This window comes from Arthrobacter sp. NPDC058130 (genome assembly GCF_042884475.1).
In the GTDB taxonomy this organism is placed as follows: domain Bacteria; phylum Actinomycetota; class Actinomycetes; order Actinomycetales; family Micrococcaceae; genus Arthrobacter.
Map to the genome: position 1 here is coordinate 201469 of NZ_JBHVTV010000005.1, position 20818 is coordinate 222286.

16 protein-coding genes, 2 tRNA genes and 1 pseudogene are annotated in these 20818 nt (G+C 67.9%); 1 reads left to right on the plus strand and 18 read right to left on the minus strand.

Annotated elements, in window-relative coordinates:
* Nucleotides 1–56 precede the first annotated feature (56 nt).
* The 11 genes and pseudogenes from ACFVTM_RS11795 to ACFVTM_RS11845 all read right to left on the minus strand — a co-directional run bounded on the left by ACFVTM_RS11795 (nt 57) and on the right by ACFVTM_RS11845 (nt 10853).
* Nucleotides 57–1366, minus strand: a pseudogene (locus tag ACFVTM_RS11795) (MFS transporter).
* 29 nt (nt 1367–1395) lie between these two features.
* Entirely contained in the window at nt 1396–1833 is a 438-nt protein-coding gene (locus ACFVTM_RS11800) for a MaoC family dehydratase (RefSeq protein WP_390203634.1), read from the minus strand.
* A 2-nt stretch (nt 1834–1835) separates the two neighbouring features.
* Nucleotides 1836–2315, minus strand: coding sequence for a MaoC family dehydratase N-terminal domain-containing protein (locus ACFVTM_RS11805; protein ID WP_390203635.1), 480 nt, complete (start codon nt 2313–2315; stop codon nt 1836–1838).
* Nucleotides 2316–2421: 106 nt separating this feature from the next.
* Nucleotides 2422–2646, minus strand: a complete 225-nt coding sequence (locus ACFVTM_RS11810; protein ID WP_390203636.1) for a DUF3188 domain-containing protein — start codon at nt 2644–2646, stop codon at nt 2422–2424.
* A gap of 147 nt (nt 2647–2793) precedes the next feature.
* Nucleotides 2794–3756 carry a DUF2797 domain-containing protein gene (locus ACFVTM_RS11815; RefSeq protein WP_390203637.1) on the minus strand — a complete coding sequence of 321 codons (963 nt, stop codon included), beginning with the start codon at nt 3754–3756 and terminating at the stop codon, nt 2794–2796.
* A gap of 28 nt (nt 3757–3784) precedes the next feature.
* On the minus strand, nt 3785–4651 hold the full coding sequence (locus tag ACFVTM_RS11820; RefSeq protein ID WP_390203638.1) for an HpcH/HpaI aldolase/citrate lyase family protein: 867 nt from the start codon (nt 4649–4651) through the stop codon (nt 3785–3787).
* 166 nt (nt 4652–4817) lie between these two features.
* Nucleotides 4818–5762, minus strand: a complete 945-nt coding sequence (locus ACFVTM_RS11825; protein WP_390203689.1) for an aldo/keto reductase family oxidoreductase — start codon at nt 5760–5762, stop codon at nt 4818–4820.
* Between the two features lie 77 nt (nt 5763–5839).
* Nucleotides 5840–7546, minus strand: coding sequence for a glycoside hydrolase family 13 protein (locus tag ACFVTM_RS11830; protein WP_390203639.1), 1707 nt, complete (start codon nt 7544–7546; stop codon nt 5840–5842).
* A gap of 105 nt (nt 7547–7651) precedes the next feature.
* A complete protein-coding gene (locus ACFVTM_RS11835) occupies nt 7652–8581 on the minus strand; it encodes a carbohydrate ABC transporter permease (protein ID WP_390203640.1) in 930 nt (309 codons plus the stop codon).
* Nucleotides 8581–9531, minus strand: a complete 951-nt coding sequence (locus tag ACFVTM_RS11840) for a carbohydrate ABC transporter permease (RefSeq protein WP_390203641.1) — start codon at nt 9529–9531, stop codon at nt 8581–8583. Before ACFVTM_RS11840 ends, ACFVTM_RS11835 begins: the two co-directional genes overlap by 1 nt.
* 20 nt (nt 9532–9551) lie before the next feature.
* Entirely contained in the window at nt 9552–10853 is a 1302-nt protein-coding gene (locus ACFVTM_RS11845; protein WP_390203642.1) for an ABC transporter substrate-binding protein, read from the minus strand.
* Between the two features lie 228 nt (nt 10854–11081).
* Between ACFVTM_RS11845 and ACFVTM_RS11850 the strand changes: the two genes are divergently transcribed.
* The gene (locus ACFVTM_RS11850; RefSeq protein ID WP_390203643.1) at nt 11082–12284 is read left to right on the plus strand and encodes an ROK family protein; all 1203 of its coding nucleotides are present in this window, start codon (nt 11082–11084) and stop codon (nt 12282–12284) included.
* A gap of 30 nt (nt 12285–12314) precedes the next feature.
* Here ACFVTM_RS11850 and ACFVTM_RS11855 read toward each other — a convergent pair whose 3' ends face one another.
* The 7 genes from ACFVTM_RS11855 to ACFVTM_RS11885 form a co-directional block, all read right to left on the minus strand.
* Nucleotides 12315–13886, minus strand: a complete 1572-nt coding sequence (locus tag ACFVTM_RS11855; protein WP_390203644.1) for a Na+/H+ antiporter — start codon at nt 13884–13886, stop codon at nt 12315–12317.
* Nucleotides 13887–14039: 153 nt separating this feature from the next.
* The gene (locus ACFVTM_RS11860; RefSeq protein ID WP_390203645.1) at nt 14040–14693 is read right to left on the minus strand and encodes an NAD(P)H-binding protein; all 654 of its coding nucleotides are present in this window, start codon (nt 14691–14693) and stop codon (nt 14040–14042) included.
* The gene (gene yidC / locus ACFVTM_RS11865) at nt 14690–15502 is read right to left on the minus strand and encodes a membrane protein insertase YidC (protein WP_390203646.1); all 813 of its coding nucleotides are present in this window, start codon (nt 15500–15502) and stop codon (nt 14690–14692) included. Before yidC ends, ACFVTM_RS11860 begins: the two co-directional genes overlap by 4 nt.
* A gap of 224 nt (nt 15503–15726) precedes the next feature.
* Nucleotides 15727–17568, minus strand: a complete 1842-nt coding sequence (locus ACFVTM_RS11870; RefSeq protein ID WP_390203647.1) for a hypothetical protein — start codon at nt 17566–17568, stop codon at nt 15727–15729.
* A gap of 240 nt (nt 17569–17808) precedes the next feature.
* A tRNA-Met gene (locus ACFVTM_RS11875) sits at nt 17809–17882 on the minus strand.
* A 61-nt stretch (nt 17883–17943) separates the two neighbouring features.
* Nucleotides 17944–18015: transfer RNA gene (locus ACFVTM_RS11880), tRNA-Thr, on the minus strand.
* 232 nt (nt 18016–18247) lie between these two features.
* Nucleotides 18248–20386: a DEAD/DEAH box helicase gene (locus ACFVTM_RS11885; protein ID WP_390203648.1), complete on the minus strand. Its 2139-nt coding sequence runs from the start codon at nt 20384–20386 to the stop codon at nt 18248–18250.
* Nucleotides 20387–20818: the final 432 nt, after the last annotated feature.

Here is a 20818-nt window from a genome sequence, read left to right on the forward strand (position 1 = left end):
CTGACCAGCCTAGCCGGGATCATCCGCCCCACTAAGCCGGGGCCACCCGCTCTCAGTTAGCTGTATTGTCCCGGCACGGGCGCGGACACGGGGAGTTTGCGTGTCACCGGGGAGAGCAGGAAGCTGGCGATCAGCATCACCATGACGGCGAGCAGCGAGTGGAGAATGCCGACGTGCTCGGCCAGCAGGCCCAGCAGCGGCGGCCCGCACAGGAACGCTCCGTAGCCGATCGTGGACACCACGGAGACCCGTGCGGCGGCCTTGACGGGATCGTCGGCCGCGGCGGACATGCCCACCGGGAAGCCGAGTGAGGCGCCGAGTCCCCAGATGGCCAGGGCCACGTAGGCCAGCCACGGGGCCGGGGCGAAGACGAACAAGCCCAGGCCCAGCACGGCCAGTGCGGCGCACCAGCGCATCACCGGGACGCGGCCGAAGCGGTCCAGGACCAGGGTGCCGGCGAAGCGGCCAATGGTCATGAAGGTGACGAACAGCCCGTACCCGGCGGCTCCGGCCGCGTCGGTCTGGCCGTGGCCGTCCGCCAGGGCCAGGGCCACCCAGTCACCCGCGGCGCCTTCGGCGAGGGCGAGCCCGAGGACCAGCACGCCCAGGAGCAGTGTGCGCCGGTCACGCCAGGCCTGGGCGATCTGGCGTTTGTTGTCCAGCGGCTGCTCGGGGACCGCGTCCGTCTGCCGGACGATGGGGATGGGCCCGGTGGAGGGATCCTCGAAGGTATCGGTCCCGGATGCTTTGAAGGGTTGTTCCCCCTCGACCGGGGTGATGTCGGCCCGGAACCATGCCGCAGCGGTGGTCACCGAGCCGGCCACCAGCAGGCCCGCGGCGGCGAAGTGCCAGAAGACCGGGATTCCGGCGCCGGCGGCCCAGGCGCCCAGCCCGGCCCTGCCACCGTTCCCAGGCTGAAGGAGCCGTGCAGCCGGGGCATGATGTGCCGCCGGACGGCGCGTTCCACGGCGGCGCCCTCCACATTGGACGCGGTGTTCCAGCTGGCCGTGCCCAGCCCGATGATCGCCAGTCCTGCGGCGACCGCCACGGGGTTGGCGAGCACGGACGTGCCAAAGCCCGCCAGGATCAAACCGAACCCGACCATGATGCTGCCGATCCGGATGGTGCGCTTGGAGCCGAGCCGGAGGACGATCAGGCCCGAGGCGGACACGGACAGGAAGGACCCGGCCGTCATGCAGAGCAGGAGCAGCCCGATGGTGCCCGGGGTCAGGTCCAGGCCATCGCGGATGGCCGGCAGCCGGGACACCCAGGTGGAAAACGCGATTCCGCTGGCCCCGTAGGCCACCACCACAGCGTTCCGCCAGTGCGTGATCTCGGCAGCCGGGACGAAGACATCCCTGGTCACAGCCGTTCGTTTCACAGCAGCGCCATGGGCTAGGCCAGCCTGACGACGGCCTGGGCCTTGACGAGGACCTTCTGGCCGGCCGAGACCACCGTGAGGTCGACGCGGGCGGTGCCCGCGTCGACGTCGAGCGCTCCGATGGCTCCGCTGACCTCGATCACGGCGCCGGACTCCGGCGTGCCCGTGGTGTCAGCGACCGGCACCGGCTTGGTGAAACGGGTCTGGAAGTCGACGACGGCGGAGGGGTCGCCGGCCCAGTCAGTCACGAGCTGGACGGCGGCGCCCATGGTGAACATGCCGTGGGCGATCACGCCCGGCAGGCCGACGCCCGTGGCGAACGCCTCGTTCCAGTGGATCGGGTTGAAGTCACCGGATGCACCCGCGTACTTGACGAGGTCGGTGCGGGTGACGGTGATGCTGCGGCTGCCGATGTCCTGGCCGACTGTGAGTTCTGCGATGTTGATGCTCATGGCTACTGTCCCTCTCCGCGGACCAGGATGGACGAGGTGGCGGTGGCGACCGGCTGGCGGACGCCGGCAGCGTCACCGGCAGCGCCGGGGGCGAGCGCGAAGATCTCCGAGCGGGTGGTGATCATGGCTCCGCCGCCCATGGCGCGGACGCCGTCGACGTGCAGCTCGGCGACCAGCCGGTCGCCCGCGACGATCGGGCGGTGGTGGGTGAACCGCTGGTCGGCGTGGACCACGCGGGAGAAGTCGATTCCGGAATCCGGATCCTCGATCAGCTGCGCGTCGGCGCGCTGGGCGACGATGATGGCGAAGGTCGGCGGCGCCACGAGGTCGCTGTGGCCCAGCGTCTCGGCGGCGGCGACATCGAAGTGGGCGGGGTGCGTGGCCTTGACCGCGCGAGCGAACTCGCGGATCTTCTCGCGGCCGACGTCATACACCTCTGCGGCAGGGTAGCTGCGCCCCTGCAGGTCCGGATTGATAGTCATGGTTCCAGCCTATCGCCACGCCCCGGGCCGTCCGGCTTCGTGACAGGGACGCAGCGGGTCCGCCGTCGGCCGGTGGCGGTGTCGCGCGGGTCCGCCGCGGGCGGGGCTAGCGCTTGAGGTTCTTCCGGATGGTCTGGCCTCGGACCACAAGCCCGGCAATGTGCAGGATCAGGCCCAGCCCGATCACCGGCAGCGAGGCGAGGGCCAGGGCCTGGTTGCCGGTGCTGGTGCCCACCACGTTGAGGATGATGCCGAGGGCGATCAGGCCCATGGCGCTGAAGACGAGCACCTTGTAGGTGGTTGACGCGGTGGCCCAGAATTCATTCAGCACCGTGCCAGTCTACCGGGGCGCACAGGCAACGCCGCGAGGCGGAAAATCCCTGGCGACGCGCACATTGCCTGGCGACGCGCACATTGCCTGGCGACGCCGGAATACGGGCGCGTCCAGTAATGTGCGCGTCGCGGGACAAGTCCGGCGTCAGAACAGGGATTCCTGCACCGCCGGGACGTCCGAGCCGTGGTCACCGAGTTCGATAACCCTGGCCTTGAGTTGCCCCAGGTTCACCACGAATTCCAGATCACTGCCGTCCAGCGCCGCGAGCGCAATGCTGCCGCTCAGCGAGTCGATCCGGAAGCCGTGCGTTCCGGCCCCCAGATCGCGCGGGTAGGCATGTCGGGCGGCCTGTGCGCAGGCGCCGGCAGAGAGTTCCGGCCGAATCCACCGCTCGTCCACCACTTCAAAGCCCTCCCCGCCGGCTCCGGCCAGGAGGGTTCGGGCTTCGCCTGCCAGCCGGGCGTTCAGGGCGTCGAGTTCGACGGCGGCTGCCGGGGCCACGAGCGCAGCCGCCTTAGCGGCCGCGCGGACCTGCTGCGGCAGACCGGCGTCGCGCGTGACCATGTCCTCAAGAAGGCGGACGACGCGGCCGTCCCCGGCGCGGGCGACGTACCGGGCGACGACGGCACCCTGCTCGGCGAGCCGGTTCCATTTGCGCAGGTGGGACGCGGTTCCGACCTTGCTGGCTCCGCGGGCGAAGGTGGCGACATAGAGCCAGTGCGGCTGCAGGAGGTAGGCGCGCAGGCCCGGCGGGACCCGGCCGCCGCGGTGGAAGTCGTGGATCAGCCGGGAATCGTCGAGCACGAAGCACCGCTCGCACTGGCTGCCTTTCACGGCCTGCGCCCGCGCCGGGCACAGGACGTGGTCGCGGTCGGCGGGCCCGTGCACCTTGTGGTGCCCGAGGCAGGACTTCCCCTCGGCGGCGAGCCGGAAGCCGAGCCGGGTTCCGGCGTCGAGCGTCATGTTGGTGAAGGCGCCGCCAAGGTCCTGGCGGGACAGGTCCTGGAGGCGCAGCACCGGCAGGCCGCCGCCGGGCTCCCCCGGTGCCGGCATGGCCGGCGGACCATCCCAAAAGACCCCGTGGACCAGATATCGGGTATCGGTCACGGGGTCTCCTGGTTTGGTACGGGTGCGGCTACAGGGCCGGCTGCACCCCAAAGGCTACCGCGAGCTTCATGATCTTTTCGGCGCGGCCCAGGCGCGGCAGGTCCGAGCCGTCCCGGATGACGCGGCCGTTGGCTTCGAAGTCGGCCATGAAGTCCGTGGCCCAGGCGACGTCGGACGGCGTGGGGCTGATGACTTCATTGATGACCGGGGTCTGGTCGATCGCGAGGCAGAGCTTGCCGGTCATGCCCATCATGACGGTGATGCCGGTCTGTTCGCGCAGGATCGGGTGGCTGGTGCCGACGGTGGGGCCGTCGATGGGACCCGGCAGGCCGCCGACGCGGCTGGCAACTACCAGTTTGGCGCGCGGGTAGGCCATGGCTTCCGGGGTGGCCGCCATGCCGGTGTCGCGGCGGAAGTCGCCCGAGCCGAAGGCCAGGCGGAAGGCGCCCTGGGCTTTGGCGATGTGGTTGGCTTCCTCGATGCCGACGGCGGATTCGACCAGCGGGATGACCGGCGTCTTGCCGTCCATCCGGTGGAAGCTCTCCGTGACCTGGTCGGCCGATTCGGTCTTGGCCAGCATGACGCCCAGCAGGCCCGGGGTGCCACGCAGGCCCGCGAGGTCGTCGGCCCAGAACGGGCTGGTGGCGTCGTTGATCCGGACCCAGGCGCTGCCGCCGGCGGTCAGCCAGTCCACGACGTTGCCGCGGGCGGTGTCCTTCTGCGAGGGGTCCACCGCGTCTTCGATGTCGAGGATGATCGCATCGGCCCGGGAGACGGCGGACTGGTCGAAGAGATCGGTCTTCATTGCGTTGACCAGCAGCCAGGAGCGGGCGATGTCGGCCGGAATGTTGCGCTGGGGCCGAAGTGATTCGGCGGTGGTGGTAGTAGAGGTCATGCATCTACGCTAGCCGCCCTGAGGCACTTGCCGCTAAGCGATCCTGCCCTCCGGGGTGACCATTACGACCAAAAACCCCGCCCCGACCCAAGTAACTGGCAGCAGGGGCCGTTCTGGACGTCCAAAACGGCCCCTGCTGCGAGCTGGTTGGGAAGGGCGGGAGGGGCTAGGGGATGTTGCTGCCCCTGGCCGCGACCCACAGGCCGTACCACTCGGCGCGGGTCATCGCCGCCGCGACGTCGGCGGCGCCGGCGCAGGCGAGGATCCTCTCCGGGTTGGCGGTGCCGATCACAGGTGCAATCCCGGCCGGGTGCTTCATGAGCCAGCCGAGCACGACCGCCTCCCCCGTGACGCCCTTCGCGGCGGCCAGGTCGGCAACGAGGGCCGCGGTGGCCTTCTCTGCCGGCGTCGGCGCGGCGGCCGGGGCCCCGGTGTACAGGCCGCGGGCCAGGGACCCGTAGGCTTGCAGCCGGACGCCGTTCCGGACGCAATGCTCCACGGTGCCGTGCGGGAAGCTGTAGTCGGTGCCTTCGGCATGGTTGACCAGCACCGTGCTTTCGAGCCAGGCACGCTTCAGCAGGCTCATTTCGAGCTGGTTGGCCACCACGGGCGCCTCGAGCCGGTCCTGCAGCATCTCGATCTGGGGACCGGACATGTTGGACACGCCCACGGCCCGCACCTTGCCCTCTGCCATGAGCTGCCCGACGGCGGATGCCACCTCCGCCGGATCCATCAGGGGATCGGGGCGGTGCAGCATGAGCACGTCCACGTAGTCCGTCCGGAGCCGGGCCAGGCTTTCGTTGACCCGTTCCAGGATGCCGTCCCGGCTGAGGTCGTAGTACGCCTCCAGGCCCTGCTCGTTCAGCCGGATGCCGCATTTGGTCTGCAGCCGGATTTTCTCCCGCAGCCCCGGGGTCCGGGCCAGGACCTCGCCGAAGACGGCTTCGGCTTTGCCGTTGGTGTAGATGTCCGCGTGGTCAAAGAGGGTGATGCCCGCTGTGAGGGCCGCGTCGACGGCGGCGGCCGCCTCGTCCACATGCGCGGACGAGTACGGCTCCGCCGTCCAGCCGCCGCCCAGGCCCATGCAGCCGTAGACGAGCTCCTGGGCCAGGCTGGCATCGTAGGAGTTGGCCTCGTTGGCGTTCACCTCGTCGGCGGGCGTGCCGGACAGATCCTTCAACGCGGGGCTCACCGCAGCCAGGCGGTGGTGTTGGCGGGCAGCAGTCCACCATCCAGCGGGCCGCTGCTGACCAGCACGTCGCCGGCGGGCAGGTCGACGGGTGCGTCGCCGAAATTGGTCACCGTCTGCCAGCCGCCCGGGCGGCTGAAGTGCAGGACGTCGGCGCTGCCGGTTTCGTGCCACTGCAGTTCCTCGGAGGTCTGCAGTTCGCGGCGCAGCTTCAGGGCCGCGCGGTAGAGCTCCAGGGTGGACCCTCCCGCGCCGTCCTGGGCTGCCACGGCGAAGCGGCCGAACCACGCCGGCTGCGGCAGGTGCGCCCCGCCAGCGCCGAAACCGAACGAGGTGCCCTCCGCGGCCCACGGCAGCGGAACGCGGCAGCCGTCGCGGCCGATCTCCACGCCCTTGTTGCGGAAGAAGGTGGGGTCCTGGCGCTCGGCGTCGGGGATCTCCGTGACTTCCTGCAGGCCCAGTTCCTCGCCCTGGTACAGGTACGCGGATCCCGGCAGGGCCAGCATCAGGAGCGTGGCGGCGCGGGCGCGGCGCAGGCCGAGTTCGACGTCGAGCTCTTCGGCGGGGGCGCCGGCCAACAGCCAGTCCTTGCCGTCCTGGCCGCTGGCGTGCTTGCCGCCGCCCCTGGGCAAGCCGTAGCGGGTGGCGTGGCGGACGACGTCGTGGTTGGAGAAGACCCACGTGGAGGAGGCACCGGATTCCGTGGCCTCGGCGAGGTTCCGGGTGATGATTTCGCGGAACTCGACGGCGTCGAAGTCGGCCTGCAGGAGGTCGAAGTTGAACGCCTGGCCCAGGCCTTCCGGGCTGGCGTAGCGGGCGCGGCGGGTGGCGTGCACCCAGGCTTCGGCGACGGCGGTGCGCGGCGGGTTGTACTCGTTGAACACCTCGCGCCATTCGGCGTAGATCTCGTGGACTTCGTCGCGGTCCCAGAACGGGTGCGAGCCGTCCGGGAATCCGTCCGTGCCCGTGTTGGCGGCGCTGAGCTCCACCTTGGAGATCAGCGGCTCGGTGAGGTCCTTGGTCAGCGCGTGGGCGACGTCGACGCGGAAGCCGTCCACGCCGCGGTCGGACCAGAAGCGGAGCGTCTTGAGGAAGTCGTCGCGGATTTCCCGGTTGGCCCAGTTCAGGTCCGGCTGCTCCTTGGCGAAGATGTGCATGTACCACTGGCCGGGCGTGCCGTCGGGCTCGGTGATGCGCTCCCAGGCGGGGCCGCCGAAGACGGACTCCCAGTCCGACGGCGGGATCTCGCCGTTTTCGCCGAGGCCGTCGCGGAAGATGTAGCGCTCGCGGGCAGCGGAGCCCTTCGGTGCGGCGAGGGCCTCCTGGAACCAGTCGTGCCGGTTGGAGGAGTGGTTGGGGACGATGTCGGCGATGAGCTTGATGCCGGCGGCGTGCAGCGCGGCGGACATCTCGTCGAAGTCCGCCAGGGTGCCCAGCTTCGGGTCCACATCGCGGTAGTCGTCGACGTCGTAGCCGCCGTCAGCCAGCGCCGAGGGGTAGAACGGGGAGAGCCAGACGGCGTCGATGCCCAGTTCCTTCAGGTACGGGACCTTGGCCGTGATGCCCTTGATGTCGCCCAGGCCGTCACCATTGGAGTCGGAGAAGCTGCGCGGGTAGATCTGGTACACCGAAGCCTGGCGCCACCAGTTGGGGTCGGCGGCGAGGTCGGATCCGGACAGGGTGGCCAGAGTGGCGGTGTTGGGCAAAGGACATTCCTTTTCTTGGGTCGGGATTTCTTGTTGGTATGGGAAAAATGATGGCGCCCGTGTGCTGCGCCCCGTTCGCTGGAACTTCGCTGGATACTTCACTGGCTATTTCACCGCGCCGCGCATGACTCCGGACAGTACCCAACGTTGCGCCAGGATGTAAACCACCAGGGTGGGCGCCATGGCCATCAGGTACGAGGCGAAGGCCAGGCTGTAGTCCGTGTTGAACTCCCCCTGGAAGAGCATCTGGACCACCGGAAGGGTCTGCAGGGCGGGGTCCGCGATGATCATTTGCGGCAGCAGGAAGTCATTCCAGGAGCCCAGGAAGGCGAAGATGCCCACGGTCGCGTTCATGGGGGCGAGCAGCGGCAGGATGATCTTGAAGAAGACCTGCCAGGTGGTGGCCCCGTCCATCCGGGCCGATTCCTCAAGCTCCACCGGGATGGCGCGGACAAAGGCGATGTACAGCAGGGTGTTGAAGGAGATTCCACCCAGGATGTGGAGGAATGCGACGCCTGCGGGGTTGTCGAGTCCGAGCAGGGCGGTCTGCTTGATGAGGGGCAGGATGATGACCGGGAAGGGGATGAACATCGCGGACAGCAGGTAGACGAACGAGCCCCGGAAGAACCGGTGGTTCCAGTTGCGGGCGATCGCGTAGGCCACCAGCGAGCTGGAGGCCAGGGACCCCAGCACGCTGAAGATGGTGACCAGCGCCGTGGACAGGAAGGCCTTGGGAAAGTTCGTGGCCACATAGGCCTTCGCGAAGTTGTCCCAGTTCAGGGGGTTGGGCCAGGCCAGCCCGGTTCCGGTGCCGATCTGGTCCGGGGACTTCAGGGCCATGGCCACCGTGAAGTACAGCGGCACCAGGATGGTCAGGGAAGCCACGAGCATCAATGCCGTGAGCCACCAGTTGATCCGGTAGCCCTCCCGCGAGGTGCGGCGGAAGCGCGCGGGACTGCCGGTGCCCGGCTGGGAGGTCCCGGTGCCCGCGGATCCGGCAGCGCCGGCGTCGGGCAGGGTGATGGACGCAGTCATTAGAGTGAAACCCCCCGGCGCTCGATGATGCGCAGCTGGATGACGGAGATCAGCAGAGTGATCAGGAAGTAGATGACCGCGTTGGCCATCTGGTAGGCATAGTCCCCGCCGGTGAAGCCGGAGAAGATGCGCATGGCCACGGACTGGGTCGCCATGCCGGGACCGCCGCCGGTGAGGCCCACGATGATCTCGTATGTCCCCAGGAAGCCCTTGAAGCCGAGGATCACGTTGATGACCAGGTAGCCCAGGATCAGCGGCAGGGTCAGGCTGGTGAACTGCCGCCAGGTGCCGGCGCCGTCGAGATCGGCCGCTTCATACACCTCGGAGGGGACACTCTGGAGGCCGGCGAGATAGATGATGGTGGCGCCGGGCGCGGCCTGCCACACGGTGACCACGACAATGGCGATCCAGGCCAGGTTCTCGTTGGCGAGGATGCTGGTGGCGAGCGGGGTCATTCCGAACCGCTCAGCCAGCACGGGGAGCGTGTTGGAAAAGAGGTAATTGAACACGAAAGACACGATCAGGGCGGACAGCACCATGGGGATGAAGAACACGGTGCGCAGGCCGGTGCGCCATTTGATCTTCGCGTTCAGGCCAAGTGCGATGGCCAGCGACACCACGTTCACCACCACGGTGGTGGTGAGGGCGAAGACGAACGTAAAGACGTACGACTGCAGTACTGCCGGGTCTTTGAAGATGTTCACGTAGTTCATCAGGCCGATGAACTTCCAGTCGCCGTAGCCGGCGTAGTTGGTGAGGCTGAAGAACACGCCCACGAGTGCCGGCAGCGTGATGAAGAACGCGAAGAGGGCCAGTACGGGAAGGATCATCCAGTAGTACGCGGGATCGATCCGGCTCCAGCTGCGCGCTGCCGCTGTTGCTGTGGCGGGTGTGGCGGCGGTTCCTGGGGTGGGCGGTGCTGTCGTGGCCGCCCGGGAAGTCATAGTCATGGTTGCTCCTGGTGGCGGGTTCAGACGGCAGTGCGCTCGGCCACGCGGCGCCATTCGGCGTCGACCGTGGACAGGAACTGCTCACCGTTCTTGTTGTAGACGAAGGACTGGATGTAGTTGTTCATCGGGATCGATGGCGGGAAATACGTTCCGGCGCCCTGGTAGTACCGGCCGTCGCCCACATGCGCGGCCACTCCGGTGAGCTGGGGGTCGCTGACGGCGGGGGCGTCCTTGAGGGGCGAGAAGGCGGCGTTTTTCCCGTTGTACGTGTTCACGACGGACGGTTCCAGGAGGTAGTTCACGAACCGCTCCGCGGCGGCCCTGTTGGGGGTGTTCCGGGTGATGGAGAGTGCCATGTCCACGTTGACGCGGACTTTGGTCTCGGCCGCGTCGTTGGTGACCGGCAGCGGGAAGGTGCCCAGCCGGATGTCCTTGTTGGCCTGCACCAGCTGCGAGAGCGCCCACGGGCCCTGGAGGTACATGGCCGCCTGGCCCTTGCCGAAAGCGGCGTTCCCGTCGGCGTAGTTCTTGCTGGCCGCGCCGCCCTGCGAGAACGCTGCGAGCTGCAGGATCTTCGGCAGCGAGGAGCCGAAGTGGCTGCTGAACGCCTCGGGCGCGCCCTGCGTGATTTTGGCGCCCTTGGCCATGAGCTCCTGGAAGAAGGCGCCGACATCCAGCATTCCTCCGGTCACGTAGTCGAAGGCGCCCTGGCGGAGGGTCCAGGCATCCTTGAACGTGCCGTAGATCGGCGTGATGCCGACCGCCTTGAAGGTCTCGCAGGCCGCCACGAAGGCGTCCCATGTGGTGGGGACGGCCACCCCGTGGGCGGCGAAGATGCCCCGGTTGTAGATGACGCCGGCGGCGGCGACGGAGAAGGGCAGGGCGCTGGTTTCGTTGCCGTTGTACTGTCCCCACGAGTTGACGAGGTCCTGGAACTTCGGATCGATGGTCCTGGCGACGGGAAGTCCGGACAGGTCGGCGAAGATGCCCTTCCGGACGAACTCCGCGGTTTCGGTGGCGAAGCCGCGGGTCACGACGTCGGGTGGATCGTTGCGGACCAGCCCGGGAACGAAGTTGCCTTCGTTGAAGTCCTGGACCACATGGATGTCCGGGTTCAGCGCCTCGAAGTCCTTGATCACCTGATTGAAGTAGGCCACCACCTCTGGCTTGTTCTGCATGAAGCGGAGTGTGGTGACGCCGTTCTGCGGGCCTGACGGTGACGCGCAGCCGGCCAGGGGAATCATCGCGGCAGCGCCGGCGAGGCCGGCTGCCCGGAGCAGGGAACGCCTGCTGAGAAGTGATGCGGTGGCAGCGGCGTTCACAGGGCAGGGACCGACGTGCGGGTGCGGGAGGAGTGGGTTCCGGGCGGGCAGTGCTTCAGGATGCGGTTCACAGTTGCTCCTTTGCAAAAGGCTGAGTGAAGGGCCAAGCCAGTGGTCGGCGGCCGTCCGGCCCACCGCGCACGGGTTTATTGAAATTCAGCGTTTATTTGGAATCTAAATTTAGTTCCTCAAGTATTATGTGGTGCAGAGCACAGAGAGGTCAACACCATGTCTGAATTGACCGCGGCAACGCCCCAACTGTTGCGGCGTGTAAGCGCCGGAGCAGTCCTGGAGTTCATGCGCGCCTCGGCGGCTGTGACGGTCACCGAAGTCATGGACGCCACGGGCCTTACCCGCGCCACTGCCATTTCCGTGTGTGAGGACCTCATGGAGCGCGGCTGGATCAGGGAACTGGAAAACCAGCGGGCATTTGGCGGCTACCAGAAAGGCAGGCCTGCCCGCAGGTTCGAGCTCAACGAGCGCGCAGGCTACGTCCTGGGCATGGACGTGGGCATCTCCAAGGCGACGGTGGTGGTGTCCGATCTCCGCGGCCAAGCCCTGGGCCGGTCCAGCCAGCCCTTCGCCAGTGCGGAAATTTCGGCCGAAGAACGAATCGCGGTCATTGACCGGACCGCCATGATGGCCCTGCACTCGGTGGGGGCCTCCCCCGACTCAGTACTGGCCGTCTGCGCGGGCATCGCCGCGCCGGTGGACCGCAACGGCGATGTGCTGGTGACCCAGCACTTCTGGGGGCTGTTCGACGTCGGCCTGAAGGCGGCGCTGCGGGACCTGCACGGGTGGACGGTGCTTCTGGAAAACGACGCCAACCTTGCCGCCCTGGGCGACCGCTGGCGCGGCGCGGCCGCCGGGGTGGACGACGTCGTCGTCATCCTCGCCAGTGAACGCCTCGGTTCGGGAGTGATCGACGGCGGCCGGCTGCTGCACGGCCGCGGAGGCGGCGCCGGTGAGCTGGCATTCCTGGACATGCTGGAGGGGGTCGGCGACACGTTCGGCATTGCGGCCCTGGCGAGGGGATGGGCCGCCGACGCCCTGGCCGGAAAGGCCAGGACGTCCCTCCGCGAGCACGCCGGCGAAGGCGTCGAGGCGGAACACGTTTTCGCCGCTGCCGCCGCCGGCGATGCCCTTGCCCTGAAAATCCTGGGCAGGCTGGCCGACCGGATGGCCCGGGTCATCGGAGCGGTGGCCACCATCCTCAACCCCGAGCTGGTGGTCATCGGCGGCGCCGTGGCAAACTCGGCCGGCGTGCTGCTTGGGCCGATCGCCGAACGGCTGAGCGAGTTCACCGTCACGCCGCCGACGGTCGCGGTTTCGCCCTTGGGCGACTCGATCGTGACCGTGGGTGCCGTGCGGTGCGCGCTGGACTATGTGGAGAAGAACACCTGGGACCTGGAGCTCAGAGCCCCGGCGTAGGCAGCGTGGTGCCGGCCGCGCGAAAGGTGGCTATTCCGGCATGATCATGGTGCGCAAATCCAGCTGCCGCAGCACCCGGTCGGCGACTTCCGGGTCCATGCCCGGCTCGTTCCGGGCCGCCACGACTTCCTGGCGGGCGGCGTCGAGGGCGATCGTCTGCACCGCAATCGCCAGCTCGCGGCCGCGCTGGCGTTTCTCCCCCGGGCTTTCGTTCCGCAGGCTCCCGTCCAGCAGTTCGGCGTGCAGCCGGGTCATTTTCTCCTTCACCAGCGCCACCTTCTCCGCCGGAAGTTCCCTCATGAGCTCGTTGTCCTTGAGCGCGGCAATCGCCGCCTGTTGCGCACGGCGGGCCAGCACGCGGGCGGCGTCGCGCTCTTCCGAACCGTCCTCGGACGCGTTCAGGACCCGCATCAGCCACGGCAGCGTCAGGCCGGGCAGCACCAGGGTGGCCAGCAGGACCGCGCAGGCGATCACCAGCAGCTCGCTCCGCGCAGGGAACGGCGTGCCGTCCGCGATGGTCAGCGGAAGGGCCAGCGCCAGCGCGAGCGTGGCCAGGCCGCGCATGCCGCACCAGGTAAGAATCAGCACGTCCTTGGCCGAGGTGGGGCGCAGCACGTCCTTCCTGGCCCGGGACAGGCCGGACATCATGGCCAGCCAGGCGAAGCGTGCCACGAAGACGAGCACGCAGACCACGGCGGCCGTCCCGACCATGCCGAACACGCCGCTGCCTTCCTCATGGATGACCTGGCGTACTTCCAGCCCCACCAACCCGAACGCCAGACCGGTGATCAGCAGTTCCACCACGTCCCAGAACGCGGTGCGGGTGACTCTCTCGGCGGCGTCCTCAGGCCGGGAGTGGCGTTGGATTTCCAGCGCAGTGACCACGACGGCGATCACCCCGGAGGCGTGCACCTCCTCGGCCAGGATGTAGGCGGCAAACGGCACCACCAGAGTGACGGCGCTGCGAGCCACCATGGAGGTCACGAGGCGGGTGATCAGGCTCGTGAGCCAGCCCATGCCGATGCCAACGACCACCGCGATCGCGGCGCCCAGGACAAACTGGAGGACGACGTCGGAGGCGATCTTGGTCCCGGCGACGGCGGCTGCCACGGCAGCCTGGAAGATGACGATGGCGGCGGCGTCGTTGAAGAGGCCTTCGCTCTGGAGCACGTTGATGAGCCGCCGCGGCATGTGGACACGGCTTGCGATCGAGTCCACCGCCACGGGATCGGGCGGGGCCACCATGGCCCCCAGAGCGATCGCGGCCGGAATGCCGATACCCGGAATCATGAGCCAGGCCGCGCCGGCTACCACGGCCGTGGAGACCACCACGAGCGCGACGGCGAGCATGAGCAGCGTGCGCCAGCGGACCCGGAAGACGGCCCACGAGCTGCGCTGGGCCGTTGCGAAGAGCAGGGGCGGCAGGAAGATGGGCAGGATCAGCTCGGGCGCGATCTGGACCTCGGGGAAGCCCGGGATGAACGTCAGGGCGACGGCCAGCAGCAGCATCAGCACCGGGTACGGCAGCCTCAGCCGGTCCCCCAGGCCGACGGCCCCCACAGTGGCCAACAGGAGTCCAACGATGAGTGCCAACTGGTCCATGTGCCTGCTTTCCCCGGAGGCGGACCGGAGGCATCCCGGGTGGATGCACGGACCGCCCCCACCACCCTATCGGCCTGGCGTCGGGGCTACCGGCGGCGGGGCCCGGGCCAGGCCGACGGCGCCCGCCCAGGGTGCCGGGCCAAGCGGCTGGGTCTATGGCTGCAGGGCTGCGGCGAGCGGCAGGGTGCCGTCCCGGAACTCGATGGTGCGCCCGATCGTGGCGGGCAGCCCGAGGACCGCGGCTGCCACCAGGGCGACGTTGGCGCGGGCGGTGGCGGTGCCGTCCGACGTGTCTGCTGGGTCGACGTCGATCATCCCGTTGCCCGGGCCGGACGTCAGCGTGCCGGGCCCCAGGATGGTCCAGTCAAGGCCCGAACCGCGCAGATAGGCATCCGCTGCGGCCTTGGCCTCGGCGTAGGCGAAGAAGCCGTTGTCCGCGGGGACCCCGTGGTCGGGTCCGGCGCCGAAGTAGGACACCATGACGTAGCGGCGCACGCCCGCCTCCCGCGCAGCGTCCATCGAACGGACGGCCGCGTCCCGGTCCACGGCGTACGTGCGCTCGGGACTGCCGCCGCCGGCCCCGGCAGACCACACCACGGCGTCGTGGTTCCGCAGGGCATTGGCGAGCTGCGCCGTCGTCGAGCTCTCCACGTCCAACAGCGACGGCGTGGCTCCGGTGGCCGCGACGTCGGCCGCATGGTCCGGGTTGCGGATGAAGGACGTGACCTCCTGCCCGTCCGCAGCGAGGATCCTGGACAATTCCAAAGCCACCTTGCCGTGGCCGCCGATGATTGCGATTCGCGTCATGGACCCATTCTGTCCCACCGGATGACGTACTGCTGCCCCAGGGTCCAGAAGTTGGTGGTGGTCCAGTAGATCAGGACGCCGATGGGGAAAACGATGCCACCCACGCCGAAGACAACAGGCAGGATGTAGAGAAGTACTTTCTGCTGGCGAATGAACGGGTTCGCCATGGCCTCTTCGGACATGTTCAGGGCCGTGATCTGCCGCTGCATGATGAGCCGCTGTGTGATGAACTGTGCGGCCGTCATGGCCAGGATCATCATGATGGAGAGGATCCACACGGCCGTTTGGTCGCCGCCGCCGTGCAGCAGCGAGGCCGAGAGCGGGGCGCCGAAAATGGTGGACTCGTCGAACTGCCGGACCTGTTCGGGGCTCATGGCGCCGACGCCCTGGTTCTGGCCGGCCGCCGTGCTGATGCCGGAGAGCACCTGGAACAGGGCGAAGAAGAACGGCGTCTGGATCAGCAGGGGCAGGCAGGCCGAGAACGGGTTGGTGCCGTGCTTCTTGTACAGCGCCATCTGTTCCTGCGCCATGGCCTGCCGGGACAACGGATCAGTCTTGCCCCGGTACTTGTCCTGGAGCTTCTTCAGGTCCGGCTGCAGGAGCCCCATGCGATGCTGGGCGTTGACCTGCTTCAGGTACACCGGGATCAGGGCGGCCCGGATGACCAGCACGAGCCCGATGATGGACAGCGTCCAGGTCCAGCCGCTGGCCGCCGGCATGCCAATGGCGCTGAGCCCGTCGTGGAACCCCACCATGATGGCCGAGACCAGCCATTTGAACGGGGCCATGATCGTGCCCAAGAAGTCCACTGATATCCCCATCCGCCAGGTGCTGCCAACCTACGGTGAAACGGGCCCCTTGTCACGGGCTGCTTGTCACGGACCGTGCTGCAGGACGGCACGCCCCGCCCGTCCCGCACCCGCACCCGCCCGTCCCGCACCCGCACCCGCCCGTCCCGCACCCGTTGCGCTATCACGTATCGCTGCTCCAGGGCCACCAGAGGAGCTTTAAGTGATAGCGCAACCGGGCCGTCCTACTGTGCGGTGCGCGCCGCGCTGGTCTTGGAGACGGTGGTGTAGCCGAACCGGGAGCCCGTGACGCGGACGGTGAGCTTGGTGCCTTTGTCGGCGGTCCGGACCTTGTAGGTGGATGCGTAGGCATCAGAGATGACGACGCCGTTGCGCAGCCAGCGGTACGTGAAGGCAGTGCCCCAGGTCCAGGTGCCCCGTTTCACGGTCAGGACGTTCCCGGCCTTGACGGTGCCGGAAATCGTCGGCGTGGCCGAAATCAGGGGCAGACCCGCCACCCTCGCCGAAGCGGTGAGCGTCTGGTACTTGCCGCCCGTTGCAGTCGGGTTCACACTGACCGAGAGCTTCGTGCCGGCGTCGGCCTTCGCCAGGACGTAGCTCCAGCCGTCGGCCCCGGCGATCCGGACGCCGTCGCGCAGCCACTGTACGTCCGAGGTGATCCCCGACCGGTCATACCAGGGGTCGCGGGTCAAGGTCACCTTCGACCCGACGGTCAGGGTCCCGCTGATGGCCCGCGTCGACTCACGCGCGGTCACGGGCTTGGGTGCGGTGACTTTTACCCAGGCGGTTTTGTAGCCCGGGGCTGAGGCAGTCACGAGGACGGAGAGGGTCCTGCCAACTTGGGGCTGGTCCGGGGTGAAAGTCGGGCCGCTGACCGGTTTCTCCCGGCCTGGGACCACCCAGTCGTAGGTGACGGTCAGCTTATCGGCCGGCACGGACCAGGTCCCGGCCGACACCTTCATCACAGAGCCGGTCACGGCGTCCCCGGTCACGACCGGCTTGGTGACGTTCGTCAGTTCCTTCAGCTCCACCCCCGCGGCCGCCGGCACAGTCACCCGGTTGGAGTAGGGGTGGGTGCCGTCGTATCCAAGTTCCTCGGTCCTCAGGACCAGGGTGTGGCCCTGATCCTGGGCCGTGATCTTGTAGGTCAGCGCGGAGGCTCCGGGAATCGCGACGCCGTCGCGCAGCCACCTGTAGTGGTGTTCGAACGGTCTGAAAGACCAGGGAACATCATCAGCGCCGGTGAGGACGTCCCCCAGGCCGGTGCCGCCGGTGACCACGGTGGCGGGGGTCGGGTTGTAGTTAGAAACGTTTTCCGGTTTGGAGGTCCCGGTGGCCGGTTTGAACCCGGGAGCGTGGCCGGTGACCCGGACGCTGAGCAGCCCCGTCGGACCCCATCCTGTCGTGTCGAAAATTCGCGCGGTGGCACCCGGGATGGGCTTGCCGTCGCGAAGCCACTGGTACTGGCGGTGGATAACCGGAGCCCCGGCAAAAGACCCCGAACCGTATACGAGCACGCCGGGCATATCCGGGTTGGTGCTCGGTGTACCGAAATTAACGTTTTCCGCAACGAGAGACGGGACGGCGCCGCCGGCGTTCGTGACGGGGGCGGTTTTGGCGGACTGCAGGGTCGTCTTTGCATAGCCCGGGGCTGCCGCCGTGGTCTTGACCCGGATGCCCTTGCCGAGGTCCGCCGTGGTGAGCAGGTAAGTGGGGCCGGTGGCGCCCAGGACCGGCACATCGTTGCGCAGCCACTGATGCGTCAGCGTCGCGTTCGCGGGATCCCAGTCACCGTCGACAACGGTCAGGGTGCTGCCGACCTGAAGGGCACCGCCGATGCCGGGCCGCGGGCCGGCGACGGCACCGCCGCTGACCTGCATCGGGTACTGATGCCCGTCCGGTGCCGTGCAGAATCTGACGGAGTCGACCACCGGGCCACAGGGATCGGCCGGCGCCGGCGGGATGGCATGCATTTCCTCATCGGACTGCGCCGGAACCGCGAGGCCCCCAAGCGAGAGCGCGGCGAGTGCCGCGGCGATGCCGAGGCGGATAATCTTGTTTTTCAATTTTTCCCCCAGTCTTTGAGCCGGTCACCCGGCTCCCCCGTCGCCGAGTGTACTGCCCAGTAACCGTCTCGGCAATGTTTCCGCAGGTCAGGGGCGCAGGGATGATGCCGCCCCGCAACCCGCACCCCGTTGCGCTATCACTCCTGGTTGCCATCAGGCCTTGATGAGGACAAGAAGTGACAGGGCAACAGGGGGTTAAGACAAAAGAACCCCGCAGGCTGGGCCTGCGGGGTTGTTCTGTAGCGGTGGGGAGGCTCGATCTCCCGACCTCACGATTATGAGTCGTGCGCTCTAACCAACTGAGCTACACCGCCATAAATGAGGAAAACCTGCGCTAAGCCGGTCAAAACCGCCTTGACACAGGCCCTCATTCAGAGCCCCCCACCGGAATCGATCCGGTGACCTCGTTCTTACCAAGAACGCGCTCTACCACTGAGCTAGGGGGGCAACGAGTAAATACTCTACCGGAAGATTCGCCCACCAACAAATCGGCGGCCGGACGACGTCGGACCCGCCGAAAACAGCGCAAATCCGGGCTCCCAGCACGGTTCCGGGAGCCTCAATCGACTCCCCGGACCAGCCGGCCGCCGCGGCTGTGACGAAGGAAACACGGGGCGTGTTGCAAAAACTAAGAACGGGCCGGCTCAAGAGCCGGCCCGTTCTCAGATAGTGCTACTGGTTACCACTTGTTGCGGGGCTTGAAGCCGCCTTCGTGGCGGGGCTTGCGCGTGTCGGCGCCGAAGCTCCGCTCGGAACGCTCGCTGTAGGAGCGGCCGCCACGGTCAGCGGAAGACCGCTCGCCGTCGCCCTTGCGGAATTCGCGCTTGAAGCCGCCGTTGCCCTTGAAGTTGCCGCTGCCGCCGGAGTAGCCGCCACGGTCCCCACGGTCCCCGCCGCGGTTGCCCTGGTACGCGCCGCGCTCACCCGAAGGCTTGCGGCCGTTGTCCAGTTCGAGGTGGATCAGCTCGCCCCCGATCCGGGTGCGGGACAGGGCCTTCAGCTGATCGGGGCTCAGGTCCGCCGGAAGCTCCACGAGGGAGTGGTCCGAGCGGATGTCGATGCCGCCGATCTGGGCCGAGGAGATGCCGCCTTCGTTGGCGATGGCGCCAACAATCGAACCCGGCATGACGCGCTGGCGGCGTCCGACGGCGATCCGGTAGGTGGCGTTGCCCTCGGTCAGGGTGCGGGTCGGGCCGCGTGAGCCGAAGCCGTCCTTGGAGCGCTCGCGCTTCTGGAACTCGGGCGCTGCCGGCAGTTCCTTGACCAGCAGCGGCTGTCCGCCCTGGGCCATGACGGCCAGTGCTGCGGCGATCTCCGAGGCCGGGACGTTGTGCTCTTCCTCGTAGGAGGAGATGAGGTCGCGGAACGCGGCGACGTCCTCGGACTCGAGGGTCTCGGTGATGCGCTCGGCGAACTTGCCCAGGCGCAACGTGTTGACGGTCTCGGCCGTGGGCAGGTGCATCTGCTCCACCGGCTGGCGGGTCGCCTTCTCGATGGAACGCAGCAGGTACTTCTCCCGCGGCGTCATGAACAGGATCGCGTCGCCGGAACGGCCCGCGCGGCCGGTGCGGCCGATGCGGTGGACGTAGGACTCGGTGTCGTGCGGGATGTCGTAGTTGACCACGTGGCTGATGCGCTCAACGTCCAGGCCGCGGGCCGCGACGTCGGTGGCCACGAGGATATCGATGCGGCCTTCCTTCAGTGCATCGACAGTGCGTTCGCGCTGCTGCTGCGGGATGTCACCGTTGATGGCGGCGGCCTGGAAGCCGCGGGACTTCAGCTTGTCAGCCAGGTCCTCGGTAGCCATCTTGGTGCGCACGAAGGCGATGACGCCGTCGAACTCTTCGACCTCGAGGATGCGGGTCAGCGCGTCCAGCTTGTGCGGGCCCATGACCTGCAGGTACCGCTGGCGGGTGTTGGCGCCGGTGGTGGTCTTGGACTTCACGGAAATCTCGGCCGGGTTGTTCAGGTACTGCTTGGACATGCGGCGGATCTGGCTCGGCATGGTGGCCGAGAAGAGCGCAACCTGGCGGTCCGACGGGGTCTGCTGGAAGATCTGCTCCACGTCTTCGGCGAAGCCCATGCGCAGCATCTCGTCGGCCTCATCCAGCACGAGGTACTGGAGCTCGGACAGGTCCAGGGAACCCTTGGCGATGTGGTCGATGACGCGGCCGGGGGTGCCGACAACAACCTGGGCACCGCGGCGCAGGCCTGCCAGCTGCGGGCCGTAGGCGGAGCCGCCGTACACCGGGAGGACGGTGAAGTCATCAATGTGCTTGGCGTAGGACGTGAAGGCCTCGGCAACCTGGAGCGCCAGCTCGCGGGTCGGGGCGAGGACCAGGGCCTGGGTCTTGCGGGACGGGCCGTTGAGGTCGTGGAGCTCGGCCAGGCGGGACAGTGCCGGTACTGCGAATGCTGCAGTCTTACCGGTACCGGTCTGGGCCAGGCCCACGACGTCGCGGCCTTCGAGCAGCAGCGGGATGGTTGCTGCCTGGATCGGGGACGGCTTCTCGTAGCCGACGTCCTGCAGGGCGGCGAGGACGCGGCCGTCGATGCCGAGATCGGCGAACTTCACGCCGTCTTCCTCGGCGTCGTCGTTCTTGGCCGGGGCGGAAGCAGCCTCGGTCTTGGTGTCGGCCTGCGGGGCAGCCTCGGCAGCGGCCTCAACAGCGGCCGGAGCTACAACGTTCGCAGGAGCCTCGGTGAATTCCGGGGCGGAGCCGGCTGCGGGGGCAGCCGTTTCAGAAGTCTCGACGTCGTTCTGGCTGTTCTCGGTGGCGAGTTCGCTGTCGACGGAGTTGTTCTGATTTTCGGGCATAGGTGAATTTTCCTCATCCATAGGGGCCAAGCGGCACAACCCGAGGTGAGCGGAGCCGCAGTACGCGTGACACGAAATGCCGGGCGTACGGTTGACCGGCGGGTCACAGAAGTCCGGCGCTTTCGCAATCCCATGGCAGGACTTCCCGCTGCATCTCTTGGCTGCTATCCCAGCAGTCTGTACAGCGTTTTCTTTTGCCGGCTCTCCCTATGAAAATGCCCGCATCACAGTTGCGGGCCCCAACACTTACCAGTCCTGCCTCAAGAATTGGGCAGGAATAAGGGATTTCCGGAGTGGGGGATATTTCAAGTGTAGGGCATGGATCGGAACAGTGGTAGTTGAGGGGCCGACGGCGGGCGGTGAGCTTGCGCACACCGGCGCGCCGGATTGCGCACACCGGGACACCGGATTGCGCACAGCGGGGCACCACGA